The organism is Kitasatospora sp. NPDC096077 (assembly GCF_040303245.1).
Lineage (GTDB): Bacteria > Actinomycetota > Actinomycetes > Streptomycetales > Streptomycetaceae > Kitasatospora.
On sequence record NZ_JBEOSV010000063.1, the window covers coordinates 1 to 13,938 of the forward strand.

Here is a 13,938-nt window from a genome sequence, read left to right on the forward strand (position 1 = left end):
CGCCCCCCCCGCCCCGCCTGGGGCGGGGGGGCCCCCGCCCGTCCCAGGCCCCCCGGCCCCCCGAACGGGCCCGGCTGCTCGTCGTCGACGTGCGCGCTCATCGCGGGAGCGTCAGCTGTCCTTGGTGTTCGTCTGGAAGTACCAGACGGCGATCGGGCTCTCCGACTTCTTGTCGATCTCGACCACGGTGATCACGGTCTTGCCGCTGGAGTTCAGCAGCTTGCCGGCCGGCTGGGAGCCGGAGAAGGTCGGGCCCTGGGCGTACGAGAACAGGCTGGTCTGCCCGCCCTGGCTGGAGGAGCCGCCGTTGGTGGAGGCCCACCAGCCGGTCTTGGCGACGTTCGGGCTGACGCCGACGCCGATCCGGTCGCTCGCCCGCACGTCGGACTGCGGCAGGCTGCCGTTCGCCAGCGCGTCGTTGGCCTTGGTCCGGCACTGGTCCTGCTGGTCGTCGGTCAGCGGGCTGCCGTCGTTCCAGCACAGCGGGTCCGCGGCGACCGACGTGGTGCCGACCTGGAGGGTGGCCCGGTGGGAGCTGTGCTCGGTCTGTCCGGCGGCGATCGCGACGGAGGTGCCGACCGTGGCCGCGCCGACCACGACGACGGCGCCGAGGGCGGCGATGACACGGGTATTGAGGCTCATGGATCAGAATCTACCGGGCCCGGCCGATCACGCTACGCGGGGGTCGGCCACCGCGTGTTGCGGGCGGCCGGTTCAGGCCACCCGGGGCGCGGCCGGGTGCCGCCGCAGACCCAGCCGCAGCAGCGATCGGGCCGTCCACAGCAGCACCAGGCCGACCACCCCGGCGGCGATCGACAGACCCAGCACCCCGTTCAGCGGGAGCAGGATGCCGACCCCGCCGCCGGCCACCCAGGACATCTGCATCAGGGTCTCCGAGCGGGCGAACGCCGAGGTCCGGACCGCCTCCGGAACGTCCCGCTGGATCAGCGCGTCCAGCGCCAGCTTGCCCAGCGAGGCCGCCATCCCGGACACCCCGGCGACCAGGACCACCGTCACCACGCCGTACCAGAGCGCGGCCGCCCCCGTCACACAGGTCGCCAGCAGCAGCATCGCGGTGACCGTCGCCTCCGGGCCGCGGGTGCGCAGCCAGGAGCCGAGCACCGAGCCCAGCGCGTTGCCCGTCCCGGCCGCCAGTGCCACCAGGCCCAGCGCCAGGGTCGGCCGCAGGCCGCCGATCGGGTCGGTGCGCAGCAGGAAGGCCAGGAAGAACACCAGGAAGCCGACCAGCCAGCGCATCCCCGCCATCGCCCGCAGCGCCAGCACCACCGAGGGGCCGACGGTGCGCAGCGAGGCCTTCACCTTCGGCGGCCGGTGGTGGATCAGGTGCGAGCCCCCGCCGTCGCCGGGCACCTCGCCGGGCACCTCGCCGGGCACCTCGGCGTGCAGCACGGCCCGCTGCTCGCCCTTCGCCGAGTCGACCGTGTGCGGCAGGTGGAAGGCCATCAGGGTGCCGATCACGAACACCAGGAAGGCGCCGCGCAGCGGCCAGCCGGGCCCGATCAGGTGCAGCAGCCCGCCGACCCCGGCCGCCACCCCGGTGGCCAGCAGCCCGGCCAGGGTGACCCGGGAGTTCGCCTTCACCAGCGACAGCCGGCTCGGCAGCAGCCGGGGGACCACGACGCTGCGCACCACGCCGTACGCCTTGGACGCCACCAGCACGCCCAGCGCCTCCGGGTAGAGCGCGATGCCGCCGCCGGAGATCACCCCGGCCATCGTCCAGGCCAGGACGGCCCGGGCCAGCATCGACATCGCCATGGCCGCCCGGCGGCCGTGCGGCAGCCGGTCCAGCAGCGGGCCGATCACCGGGGCCAGCAGGGCGAACGGGGCCATCGTGATCAGCAGGTAGAGGGCGACCCGGCCGCGGGCCTCGCCGGTGGGGACGGAGAAGAAGATGGTCGAGGCCAGCGCGATGGTGATCAGCATGTCGCCGAAGGAGTTCAGCGCGTGCAGTTCGATCAGCTTCGCCAGGCCCGACTCGCCGGCGCCCTCGGCCGAGGTGGCGCGGCGGATCCGGCGGCCGGTGCCGTGCACCAGCTTTCCGGTGCGCAGGCCGGCGGCGGAGGCGGCGCGGACCAGGAGGTTGCGGCGGGGTTCGGGGGCGTCCTCGTCGTCCGGTTCCGTTTCCGGTTCCGCCTCCGGTTCCGGCTCCGGGAGATCCGTGCGGCCCGCGGGGTCGGCGGATTCCTCGGCCGGGGCCTTGAGCAGGTCCACGGGGGCGGACGCCCCGTCGCCGCCCACCGGCTGCGGTTCGCCCGCAGCGGGGACGGGAGGCTGCTGTCGCGGCGCCGCGTCCGCCTCGTCGGGGCCTCCGGCCTGCGAGGCACGCGGTGCGTGCTGCGACGGGTCGTGGTCCGCCACAAGCCCCATCCTGCCCCAGATTCGCCGGAGTGACGCGGGAATCGGCGCCACTCGGCGCGGCCCCGGAAGGTTCGGCTCCGCCCCGGACTGTGCCGGGGCGCCGACCGGCGGGTAGCCTGCCCCAGGGCCCGCCCACCGGGGCGCCGGGTCGCCGGCAGGCCGGACGAGCGGCGCGGTCGGTACCCGAGGCGGCCCCGGGTCGCGCAGAATGGACGAGGGACTACCGAGCCGCGACGGAGAAGGCAACACGCCGTGGGCGACAGAAGAACTGGGAGAGAATCGACGCCGTGAGTGCTGCGATGCGAAGCCGTACCCCCGACCGGCTCTGTGCCGAGGCCGTCGAACTCGCCCGTCAGGCTGCCGAGGAGGCGGTCGGGCCGGAGGCCGTTGGGCCGCACCTGGGCGTGCAGGCGGACGCCGACCGCGTCGTCACCCACAGCTTCGAGTGCCTGGACGCGGCCTACCGCGGCTGGCACTGGGCGGTCACCGTCGCCCGCGCGCCGCGCGCGAAGAACGTCACCCTGGACGAGGTCGTGCTGCTGCCCGGCCCCGACGCGGTGCTGGCGCCCGAGTGGGTGCCGTGGAGCGAGCGGCTGCGCCCGGGCGACATGGGCCCCGGCGACCTGCTGCCCACCGGGGCCGACGACCTGCGGCTGGAGCCGGGCTGGACCGGCGACGACGAGCCCGCGCCGAACTCCGCGGTCGCCCTGGTGGCCGAGGAGGACGTGGTGGTCAGCGACCCGCACGTCCAGCCCGCCCCGGCCCGCGCGCAGATCAACGCGGTGGCCGAGGAGCTCGGCCTGGGCCGCAGCCGGGTGCTGTCCCGGCTCGGGCTGCACCTGGCCGCCGACCGCTGGGAGAAGGCGCACGGCCCGCAGACCCCGATGGCGCAGGCCGCTCCGGCCGCGTGCGGCAGCTGCGGCTTCCTGATCCCGATCGGCGGCTCGCTCGGACAGGCCTTCGGCGTGTGCGGCAACGAGTTCGGCCCGGCCGACGGCCAGATCGTCTCCTTCGCGTACGGCTGCGGCGGGCACTCCGAGGCGGCCGTCATCCCGGCCCCGCCGGCGCCGTCCGAGCTGATCCTGGACGAGCTGGTGGTGGAGCCGCTGCAGCTGCACCCGGACCGCGCCTCCGGCTCGGTCGAGCCGGACGCCCCGGCCGAGGAGCTCGGCCACTCCTGAGCCCGCCCCGCTTCCGCGGCCCGTCCCACTGAACCGGTGGGGCGGGCCGCGGCGTTCAACCGGGTAGGGGGGTTCCGCTCAGCTGCGGGGCCCCGGCCTTCCTGTCGTCCGTGCGGACCCCCAGCCCGTGGGCGGCAGCCGGGGTGCCGTCGGTCCAGGCAGTGGGGTGCCGGCCGACGGCACCCCACCTCCGCCCGGCGAACGCCCGAGGGGCGGGAGCACCGGACCGGCAGGACGATCGCTGACGGGCGATCGCCCACGGAGCGTCGGAGCCGGGACGGACCGTCGGCCGGCCCGGTGGGGCGCCGGCCGACGGGACCCGCCCGCCGCCGCGGTCGGGGTGTGCACCGACGGGCCCTCACCCCGCGTCGTCCGAGGTCGGCGGGCCTGCCCTGACGGGCCCTCGCCGCCGGGCGTCCGGTCGTCGGATCCGGTGCGGAGGCGGCGCCGGGCCGGGCGGTGGTCGGGAGCAGTCGGTGGGGCAGGGAAGAATGCCCTACGACGTACAGGGCGGCGGAAGGCGGCAGGTCCCGTGGAACCTCGGATCATCGGCAGCGGCACGGACGAGCACCTCGCGGACCCGTTCGGGAGCGCCGCGTTGCGCCGGCGGGTGCTGGACGCCTGGGCCGCCTCGCCGGCCCGGTTCCGGGAGGACGCCAACGCCGAGGAGGAGTTGGCGCTCGGCGGCTACCGCGACCGCCTGGTGGTCGAGTTGGCGCAGAACGCGGCCGACGCGGCGATGCGGGCCGGGCACGGCCCCGGGCGGCTGCGGCTGACCCTGGCGGACGGCGTGCTGGCCGCGGCCAACACCGGTGCCCCGCTGGACGCGGCGGCCGTCGAGTCGCTGTCCACCCTGCGGGCCTCCTCCAAGCGCGGTGAGCAGCCCGCGGTGGGCCGGTTCGGCGTCGGCTTCGCCGCCGTCCTCGCGGTCACCGACGAGCCCGCCGTGCTCGGCGCCGCGGGCGGGGTGCGCTGGTCGCTGGGCGAGGCCCGCTCGCTCGCCGAGGCGCAGCCCGCGCTGACCGACGAGCTGCGTCGCCGGGACGGCCACGTGCCGCTGCTGCGGCTGCCGTTCGCCGCCGAGGGCCCGGCGCCCGAGGGCTACGACACCGTGGTGGTGCTGCCGCTGCGGGACGCCGCCGCGGAGGATCTGACCCGGCGACTGCTGGCCGGCATCGACGACGCCCTGCTGCTCACCCTGCCCGGGCTGGCCGAGGTCGTGGTGGAGACCCCGGAGGGCACCCGGATGCTCACCCGCGGCGCCGCCGAACCGCGCCCGGACGGCGTCACCGAGGTCACCGTCACCGACGACGGCGACGGCCGGCTGCGGCGCACCGTCTGGCAGACCACCGGCGCCTCCGGCCGGCTGGACGCCGAGCTGCTCGCCGACCGGCCCACCGAGGAGCGCGCCCGCCCGTACTGGACGGTGACCTGGGCCGTCCCGGTGGCGGCGGACGGCACCCCGCAGCGGCCGGCCATCGCGCCGGTGCTGCACGCGCCCACCCCCAGCGACGAGCCGATCGGCCTGCCCGCGCTGCTGATCGCCTCCTACCCGCTGGACTCCACCCGCCGGCACCTCGCCCCCGGTGCGCTGGCCGACTTCCTCACCGAGCGGGCCGCCGACAGCTACACCGAGCTGCTGCGCGCCCGCGGCGCGGACCTCGGCTCGCTCGGGCTGGTCCCCGGCCCGCTCGGGCAGGGCGCGCTGGACAACGCGCTGCGCGCGGCGGTGTTGTCCCGGCTGCCCGGTACGCCGTTCCTGCCGCACCCCGGCGGGGTCGAGGAGGGCACGCCCGCGCTGCGGCCGCGGGACGCGACGCTGCTGGAGGGCGCGGACGGCTCGGTGGTGGAGGCGCTCGCGCCGATCTTCCCCGGGCTGCTGCCGGCCGGGCTGGAGCGGCGCACCGAGCTGCGGGTGCTGAACGTGCGCCGGGTGCCGCTGGCCGAGGTGGTGGACCAGCTCGGCGGGCTGGACCGGGACCCGGCCTGGTGGCGCAACCTGTACGCGGCGCTCGGCGCGGCCGACCCGGAGGCGCTCGGCGCGCTGCCGGTGCCGCTCGCCGACGGGCGGACGGTCACCGGGCCGCGGCGGGTCCTGCTGCCCTCCGAGGACGCCGACTGGGCGGCCTTCCCCGGCTACCCCGAGTCGCTGGCCGGGGCGCTGGCCGCGCTCGACCTGCGGCTGGCCCACCCGGAGGCCGCCCACCCGCTGCTGGCCAAGCTGGGCGCCGGCACCGCCACCCCGGCGGGCGTGCTGGACACCCCCGAGGTGCGGGCCGCGGTGGCCCGTTCGTACGAGCTGGCCGACGAGGACCTGGACGCCGCGCTGGAGCTGGCCGACGCCGTGCTGGCCCTGGTGAAGGCGGCCGCCCCGGCCGTGGGCGAGCACCCCTGGCTGGCCCGGCTGGCGCTGCTGGACGACGAGGGCGAGCCCGCCCGGGCCGGTGAACTGGTGCTGCCCGGCAGCCCGTTCGCCGCGCTGGCGCGCGAGGAGGACGCCGGCTGGGTGGACGACGAGCTGCTGGAGCGCTGGGGCCCAGAGGTGCTCGCGGCGGTCGGCGTGCTGGCCGACTTCGTGCTGGTGCGGGCCGAGGACGTGGTGCTGGACCCGGACGACCTGGAGCGGCTGGACCCGACCGTGCCGGCCGACCGGGCGGCCGGCGGCCACCCCACCGGGCTGCTGGACGAGGCGCCGGACGGCCTCGCCGAGTGGGCCGAGGACGTCCTGGAGGCGCTGAACGCCGACGAGGCGGTCGGGGTGCCGCCGGTGGCCGCCGAGCTGCTGGCCGTCCGGGACCTCGACCTGGTGGACGACGACGCCTGGCCGGAGGCGCTGGCCGCGCTGGCCCGCCCGCCGTACCGGGACGCCGTGGTCGGCCCGGTGCGCACCCTGCTGCCGGACGGCACCTACGCCGACCTGCCGCCGTACACCGCCTGGTGGCTGCGCGACCACCCGGTGCTGGCCGGCCGGGAGCCCGCCGGGCTGCGCGCCGCCGGGGCCGACCCGCTGCTGCGCGGCCTGTACGACGAGGCCCGCACCACCCTGGACGAGCAGTTCCTGCACGCGCTCGGGGTGCGCACCACGCTGACCGCGCTGCTCGCCGAGGTGCACGGCCCGGACGAGGTGCTGGACCGGCTGACCGATCCGGCCGCCGAGGTCGGGCACCGTCAACTGCACGGCATCCACACCGCGTTGGCCCGGATCGACCGGGAGCGGATCGAACCGCTGGACGTGGTACGGGCGTTGCCGCCGCTGGACCCGGAGACCGGCCGCCGCCCGGACCACACGGTGGTGGTGGACGCCACCGAGGCGGTCGTCGCCGACGCCCCGGACCTGGTCCAACTGCTGCACCCGTACCCGCTGTTGCCGGTTGCCCCGGCGCTCGCCGCGGACCTCGCGGAGCGGCTGCACGTGTCGCTGGCCAGCGAGGTGGCCGGTGGGCGGGTGCTCTCCGAGGGCGTGCTGCACCGGGTCCCGGCGGTGGTGCGGGAGCTGCTGCCCGGCTGCCCGGTCGCCTACGAGGAGCACGAGGAGCTGCTGGTGGTCGGCCCGGACGGCGGCGAGGCCGCGGTCGACTGGCGGTGGGACCGCGAGGCGGACGCCCCGGAGCCGCCGTACGACCCGGAGCTGGCCGAAGCCGCCGACGAGGAGGACGAGTTCGACGTCCCGCCGGTGCCCGGACTGCTGCACGCGGCCACCCCGGAGGGCCTGGCGGCCGGGCTCGCCTGGTCGGTCGGGCAGTGGCACCGGCGCTTCGAGGTGCTGGCCGCGCTCACCGAGCCGGACCGGGCCTACGAGCTGTCCGCGGCCCGGGACTTCGAGGGCTGAGCCGGGCTCAGTCGCGCGGCTTGAGCCGCAGGTAGACGGTGGTGGTGACGGTCAGCCAGACCGCGCCGAGCGTCACCAGCGCCGCCGTCTTCAGGGTGGGCGTCGGCCTGACCGCCAGGCCGACGCCCGCCATCGTCAGCGCCGTCAGCCCGGCCGCCAGCAGTCCGCCCAGGAAGGCGGTGAACGCCTCCAGCTCTCCACCCCTGCGTGCCATCCGGCACCCCCTTTCGGGGGCCATCCTAAGTCGGCGTCACTCCATGCCGCGGCGCTTCATCCAGCCCCAGACGACCTCCAGCACGATGCCGCAGAGCACTGCGACGGCGACGCCGATCCAGGGGTCGCGCAGGCCCACCAGGCGGAGCTGGAAGAAGTCGGACAGCGGCGGGACCACCAGCACGAGGGCGAACGCGGCGCCCATGGTGCCGATCAGCAGCAGCCGCCACCAGTTGTACGGGCGGGCGACGATGGCGAGCACCCAGATCGCGATCAGGAACAGCGTCAGGGTGGCCACGCTGGTGTCGGCCTTGAGGTCGGTGGCGTGGTCGGCCCGGGCGAGCGAGTAGGCGACGAAGGTGCCGGTGCCGGCGATGACGCCGCCGGGGACGGCCAGCCGCAGCACGCGCTTCACGAAGCCGGTGCGGGCCCGCTCGTTGTTGGGGGCCAGCGCGAGGAAGAAGGCCGGCACGCCGATGGTGAGGGTGGAGAGCACGGTGGAGTGCCGGGGCAGGAACGGGTACGGCGAGTGGGTGAAGATCACCAGCAGTGCCAGCAGCACCGAGTAGACCGTCTTCACCAGGAACAGCCCGGCCACCCGCTCGATGTTGCCGATCACCCGGCGGCCCTCGGCGACCACCGAGGGCAGGGTGGCGAAGGAGTCGTTCAGCAGCACGATCTGGGCCACCGCCTTGGTGGCGTCCGAGCCGGTGCCCATCGCCACGCCGATGTCGGCGTCCTTGAGTGCGAGCACGTCGTTGACGCCGTCGCCGGTCATCGCCACGGTGTGGCCGCGGGACTGCAGCGCCCCGACCAGCTGGCGCTTCTGCTGCGGGGTGACCCGGCCGAAGACGCTGGTCCGCTCGGCGGTGTCGGCGAGCTGCTCCGGGTCCTGCGGCAGGGTGCGGGCGTCCAGCGGGTGGTCCGCGCCGGGCAGCCCGAGGTGGCCGGCCACCGCGCCGACCGAGACGGCCGCGTCGCCGGAGATCACCTTGGCCCGGACGTCCTGCCCCTCGAAGTAGCGCAGGGTGTCGGCGGCGTCCGCGCGCAGCCGCTGCTGGAGCACCACCAGGGCGAGCGGGGTGAGGCCGGCGGCCGGGTCGGGGGAGTCCAGCGGGACGGGCGTGCGGCCGAGCAGCAGCACCCGCAGGCCCCGGGCGCCCAGTTCGTCCACCTCGGCGAGCGCCGGGTGCCCGGCGGGCAGCAGCACGTCGGGGGCGCCGAGCAGCCAGCTGGCCTCGCCGCCCTGGGGTTCCAGCAGCTGGACGCCGCTCCACTTGCGGGCGGAGGAGAAGGGCATCGCCTCGATCACCCGCCAGCCGCTGCCGCCGCGCGGGCCGTCGCCGCGCGGGCCGTCGCCGTTCTGGCCGTCACCGGGCGGGCCGTCGCCGCGCCGGCCGTCACCGCGCCCGTAGGCGTCGATCACCGCCTGCATGGACGGGTTGGGGCGGGCGTCGGCCCCGGCCATCACGGCGAGCGCCTGCTGGACGGTCTCCTTGTCGACCTGGGCGGGCTCGCCGTTCGAGAGCACCCGCAGGTCGATCACGTCCATGCCGCCCTCGGTGAGGGTGCCGGTCTTGTCCAGGCAGACGGTGTCCACCCGGGCCAGGCCCTCGATCGCGGGCAGCTCCTGGACCAGGCACTGCTGGCGGCCCAGCCGGATCACCCCGATGGCGAAGGCCACCGAGGTCAGCAGCACCAGGCCCTCGGGGACCATCGGCACGATGCCGGCCACCATCCGCCGGACGGCCTCGCGCCAGTCCCGGCCCTCGACCGCCAGCTGGCTGATGATCAGACCGATCGCGGTGGGGATCAGCAGATAGGTGATGAACCGCAGGATGCTGTCGATGCCGCTGCGCAGCTCCGACTTCACCAGGGTGAACTTGCTGGCCTCCTCGGCCAGCTGGGCCGCGTAGGCCTCCCGGCCGACCCTGGTGGCGGTGAACGCGCCCGCGCCGGCCACCACGAAGCTGCCGGACATCACCTGGTCGCCGGGCTGCTTGAGGACGGGGTCGGGCTCACCGGTGAGCAGCGACTCGTCGATCTCCAGGCCGTCCGCCTCGGTGACCTCGCCGTCCACGATCACCTTGTCGCCGATGCCGAGCAGCACGGTGTCGTCCAGGACGATCTCGGAGACGGCGATCTGCTGGACGGCGCCGTCCCGGCGGACCTGCGGCCGGGCCTCGCCGATCAGGGCCAGGCTGTCCAGGGTCTTCTTGGCGCGCAGCTCCTGGATGATGCCGATCGCCGTGTTGGCCACGATGACCAGGCCGAACAGGCCGTCCTGGAGGGGGCCGACGACCAGGATGATCGCGAACATGATGCCGATGATGGCGTTGAAGCGGGTGAAGACGTTGGCCCGGACGATCTCCCGGGTGGACCGGCTGGACCGGACCGGGACGTCGTTGACCCGTCCGCTCGCCACCCGCTCGGCCACCTCGGCGGCGGTCAGGCCGCCGCGCCGTCCGGGCAGCAGCCCGAGCGGGTGCGCTCCCTCCGGGCGGTCTCCGTCGCTCGGCTGCTCTTCCGCGGGCTGGGCAGGCTGCGTCATGGCACCGACTCTACGGGTGCCTTATGTCCGGTGCGTGCTACTAAAGGACTATTCAGTCCGACCGGGTGGCCGGGTTCTGGCCGTTCCCCCCGGCGGCGTCCCGCGCGGCCTCGGCGGCGCGGCTGCGGGCGATCGCGTCCCGTCGGGCGCGGCAGTACCAGAGGCCGATCAGGCCGAGCAGGCCGCCGGAGAGGCAGATCCACGGCCAGCTGCCGTGGCCGTGGTCGGAGAGGCTGCCCTGGAAGGGGAGCAGTGCCAGGAAGGCGACGAACCACAGCACCGTGCCGCCGCCGACGATGGCGACGTCATTGGCCTCCAGCGGAGGGGGCGAGGGGTGCAGCGGCGTCTTGGGCATGGGGCCTAGCGTACGGTGCGTGGGGGTCCGGCGGGGAGCAGGTGGGGCGCCCGTGGGCGGTGCGTGCTCTACGCGCGAAGATAGCGCGTGTGCGATCGGGAAACCATACTTAAATCCCTGCGCCCGGCCACCGTCGTCCCGGGTGCCACCCCCCTCCTCAGCTCCCCCACAGAGGACGCCCGCATGCCTGTGGTCCAGTCGACCACCGAGTCGCCCGAACCCGCCTCCAGCGCCCCGACGCCCCCCTCCGGCGCACTGGACCGCTACTTCAAGATCAGCGAGCGCGGCTCCACCCTGTCGCGCGAGATCCGCGGCGGTGTCGCCACCTTCTTCACCATGGCGTACATCCTGGTGCTGAACCCGATCATCCTGGCCAGCGCCACGGACATGACCGGGGCCCACCTGGACAGCGCCCAGCTGGTCACCGCCACCGCCCTCACCGCGGGTCTCACCACCCTGCTGATGGGCGTGATCGGCAACGTCCCGATCGGTCTGGCGGCCGGCCTCGGCGTCAACACCATCGTGGCGCTGCAGCTCGCGCCCAAGATGACCTGGCCGGACGCCATGGGCATGGTGGTGCTGGCCGGTTTCGCGATCATGCTGCTGGTCGCCACCGGCCTGCGCGAGCGGGTGATGAACGCCGTGCCGCTCGGCCTGCGCAAGGCCATCGCGATCGGCATCGGCCTGTTCATCAGCCTGGTCGGCCTGGTCGACTCCGGCTTCGTCAGCCGGATGCCGGACGCCGCCCACACCACCGTCCCGCTGCAGCTCGGCGGCAACGGGCACCTGCTCGGCTTCCCGGTGCTGGTCTTCGTGTTCGGCCTGCTGCTCACCCTGATCCTGGTGATCCGCAAGGTGCCCGGCGCGATCCTGATCAGCATCGCGGCCTCCACCGTGCTCGCCGTCGTGATCGACAAGTTCGCCGACGTCCCGGCGCTCAAGTGGGGCCTCACCGTCCCGGCCTGGCCCGGCAACCCGGTGGCCGTCCCGGACTTCGGGCTGGTCGGCAAGGTCAGCCTGTTCGGCGGCTTCGAGAAGGTCGGCGTGCTGACCGGCGCGCTGTTCGTCTTCACCGTGCTGATGTCCTGCTTCTTCGACGCGATGGGCACCATCCTCGGCGTGGCCGACGAGGCCCACCTGCTGGACGAGAAGGGCGACCTGCCGGGCATCAACAGGATCCTGATGGTCGACGGCATCGCCACCGCGGCCGGCGGCGCCACCTCCGCCTCCGCCAACACCTGCTTCGTCGAGTCCACCGCCGGCGTCGGCGAGGGCGCCCGCACCGGCTTCGCCTCGATCGTCACCGGCCTGCTCTTCGTGGTGGCGCTCTTCCTCACCCCGCTCGCCACCATGGTCCCCGCCCAGGCCGCTACCCCGGCCCTGGTCACGGTCGGCTTCCTGATCCTGGCGGGCTCCATCAAGGAGATCGACTGGTCGGACTACACCATCGCGATCCCGGCCTTCCTGACGATCGTGATGATGCCGTTCACGTACTCCATCACCAACGGCATCGGCTTCGGCTTCGTCGCCTTCTGCGTGCTGCGGCTGGCGGCCGGGCGCGGGCGCTCGGTGCCGGTGCCGATGTACGTGGTGGCGGCGGTGTTCGCCTTCTACTACCTGATGCCGGCCTTCGGTCTGCTCTGACCGCCGCACGGCGCTCGACGGCCCTGCCCTCCGGAATCGGAGGGCAGGGCCGTCGGCGTTCCGGGGTCGTGCGGCGTTCCGGGGTCAGTGGACGCAGAACTCGTTGCCTTCGGGGTCGGCCATGACGGTCCAGGAGCCGCCGGGTTCGGCGACCTCGTGGCGGACGGTGGCGCCGAGGGCTTCGAGGCGGGCGACGGTGGCCGCGCGCCCGCCCGGGCCGGGGTGGACGTCCAGGTGGAGGCGGTTCTTGCCGGGCTTGGGCTGCTCGGCCTCGGGGACGGCCTGGAACAGCAGGCGGCGGCCGAGCCCGGTGTCCGAGGCCGGGTCGTACGGGTCCTCGGGGTGGCGGACCGCGGCGAGGGTGCGCCAGGCGGGGTGGCCGTCGGTCTCGGTGAGGGCGTCCGGGGTGATCGCGCCGGCCGCCAGCAGGCGGGCGATCAGGGTGCTGTGGTCCTCGACGGTGTAGTCGAGGGCGGCGCCCCAGAAGGCGGCCTGGCGGTGCGGATCGGCGCAGTCGATGACGAGCTTCCAGTGCAGCGGCATGTAACCGGTTATATCGGTTAGCGGTCGGGCCGGGCAATCACCGGCGGTCGGCGGCTGTCAAAAAGGCGGCGGTGTAGGGCAGTTGGCGGCGGGAATACTGCCTGGACGGATAAGGGGAGGGGACTCGACCGATGGTGCAACAGGATCCGCCCGGGGGAGTCGAGGCGCGACTGCTGCCGGAGCTGTTCTGGCGGGCGGACAAGGCCTCGCTGGACGGACAGCGCGAGACGCTCCGCTGGCACCGCGGACTGATCGCCATGCTGGTGGTCGCCGCACTGATCGGAGCACTGCCGGGGCCGGCCCACGAGGGCGACGCCGACATCAAGCCACTCTTCTCGGTGGCCGCCTTCCTGATCGCCGGCTACTTCTGGTCCCGGCTGCGCCGCAGCAATCCGCAGGGGCGGTGGTACGAGGCGCGGGCGGCGGCCGAGTCGGTCAAGACGCTGGCCTGGAAGTACAGCGTCCGGGCCCGGCCGTTCGGCGGCGAGGCCGTCTCGGCGGACGCCGACCGCGGCTACCTGCTCCAGGTCGAGGACGTGCTGCGGGCCTTCGAGGACCCGGAGATCGTGCCGGCCGGGAGCGTCCCGGAGATCACCGAGGAGATGCGCCGCGCCCGGGCCGACAGCCTGACCGCCCGGCGCACCCTCTACCTGCGCACCCGGGTCGAGGGCCAGCGCACCTGGTACCGCTCCCGGGCCGAGTCCTGCGACTCCCAGTCGGTCTCCTGGGGGCTGGGCATCGCGACGCTGATCATCATCGGCGCGGCGGCGGCGATCGCCCAGGCCACCGGCGCCCTGGAGGTGCACGTCTTCGGGGCCAGCTCGGCCGCGGCCGCCTCGATCATCGCCTGGACCCAGCTCAAGCAGCTGCGCCCGCTGGCCGCCGCGTACCAGATGGCCGCGCGCGAGCTGGAGAACGTCGGCAACCAGCTCTCCGACCTCGACGCCAAGGCACCGGACGCCGAGGAGCGGTGGGCCCGGCTGGCCGCCGAGGCGGAGGACGCGGTCTCCCGGGAGCACACCACCTGGCGGGCCCGCCGGGCGTTCCCGCGGTAGGTCCGCCCCGCCGGGAGGCCCGGCACCGGGTGTCCGGCGCCAGGCCAACTCCGGGGAGGGGCTGGGGAGATCCGGCGAAGCGGGACCACGCGGGGGGCACAGGTGTGCGGGGTGCGTGAGAGTAGAGCGCCGAGCGACAGAACGTGACCATTACGTGTCCATGCCCTGGTTTCATCGCCACCGCGCGA

General features: G+C 74.9%; 10 protein-coding genes. 4 read left to right on the top strand and 6 right to left on the bottom strand.

Features of this window, described 5'->3' with window-relative positions; all coding sequences use genetic code 11:
- Positions 1-111: 111 nt before the first annotated feature.
- Complete coding sequence (locus tag ABTZ03_RS34680; RefSeq protein WP_350517146.1) at positions 112-642, bottom strand: hypothetical protein; 531 nt, start codon at positions 640-642, stop codon at positions 112-114.
- A 72-nt stretch (positions 643-714) separates the two neighbouring features.
- Positions 715-2,097: an MFS transporter gene (locus tag ABTZ03_RS34685; RefSeq protein ID WP_502894681.1), complete on the bottom strand. Its 1,383-nt coding sequence runs from the start codon at positions 2,095-2,097 to the stop codon at positions 715-717.
- A 581-nt stretch (positions 2,098-2,678) separates the two neighbouring features.
- Between ABTZ03_RS34685 and ABTZ03_RS34690 the strand changes: the two genes are divergently transcribed.
- Positions 2,679-3,560 carry a DUF3027 domain-containing protein gene (locus ABTZ03_RS34690; protein ID WP_350517147.1) on the top strand — a complete coding sequence of 294 codons (882 nt, stop codon included), beginning with the start codon at positions 2,679-2,681 and terminating at the stop codon, positions 3,558-3,560.
- Positions 3,561-4,092: 532 nt separating this feature from the next.
- Positions 4,093-7,389 (top strand): sacsin N-terminal ATP-binding-like domain-containing protein, encoded by a 3,297-nt coding sequence (locus ABTZ03_RS34695; protein ID WP_350517148.1) that lies wholly within the window; start codon positions 4,093-4,095, stop codon positions 7,387-7,389.
- Positions 7,390-7,396: 7 nt separating this feature from the next.
- On the opposite strand, the gene ABTZ03_RS34700 is transcribed toward ABTZ03_RS34695, so the two are convergent.
- Genes ABTZ03_RS34700 through ABTZ03_RS34710 form a run of 3 tightly spaced genes read right to left on the bottom strand, consistent with a single transcriptional unit; the run spans position 7,397 to position 10,508 of the window.
- Positions 7,397-7,603 (bottom strand): hypothetical protein, encoded by a 207-nt coding sequence (locus tag ABTZ03_RS34700; RefSeq protein WP_350517149.1) that lies wholly within the window; start codon positions 7,601-7,603, stop codon positions 7,397-7,399.
- 36 nt (positions 7,604-7,639) lie between these two features.
- Positions 7,640-10,153 carry an HAD-IC family P-type ATPase gene (locus ABTZ03_RS34705; RefSeq protein ID WP_350517150.1) on the bottom strand — a complete coding sequence of 838 codons (2,514 nt, stop codon included), beginning with the start codon at positions 10,151-10,153 and terminating at the stop codon, positions 7,640-7,642.
- 52 nt (positions 10,154-10,205) lie between these two features.
- Entirely contained in the window at positions 10,206-10,508 is a 303-nt protein-coding gene (locus ABTZ03_RS34710; protein ID WP_350517151.1) for a DUF2530 domain-containing protein, read from the bottom strand.
- A gap of 183 nt (positions 10,509-10,691) precedes the next feature.
- On the opposite strand from ABTZ03_RS34710, the gene ABTZ03_RS34715 reads away from it, so the two are divergent.
- Complete coding sequence (locus ABTZ03_RS34715) at positions 10,692-12,152, top strand: NCS2 family permease (RefSeq protein WP_350517152.1); 1,461 nt, start codon at positions 10,692-10,694, stop codon at positions 12,150-12,152.
- 84 nt (positions 12,153-12,236) lie between these two features.
- Here ABTZ03_RS34715 and ABTZ03_RS34720 read toward each other — a convergent pair whose 3' ends face one another.
- Positions 12,237-12,695 (bottom strand): VOC family protein, encoded by a 459-nt coding sequence (locus ABTZ03_RS34720; protein ID WP_350517153.1) that lies wholly within the window; start codon positions 12,693-12,695, stop codon positions 12,237-12,239.
- Between the two features lie 131 nt (positions 12,696-12,826).
- Here ABTZ03_RS34720 and ABTZ03_RS34725 point away from each other — a divergent pair, with 131 nt between their 5' ends.
- Positions 12,827-13,750, top strand: a complete 924-nt coding sequence (locus ABTZ03_RS34725) for a DUF4231 domain-containing protein (protein ID WP_350517154.1) — start codon at positions 12,827-12,829, stop codon at positions 13,748-13,750.
- The last annotated feature ends 188 nt before the right edge of the window (positions 13,751-13,938 follow it).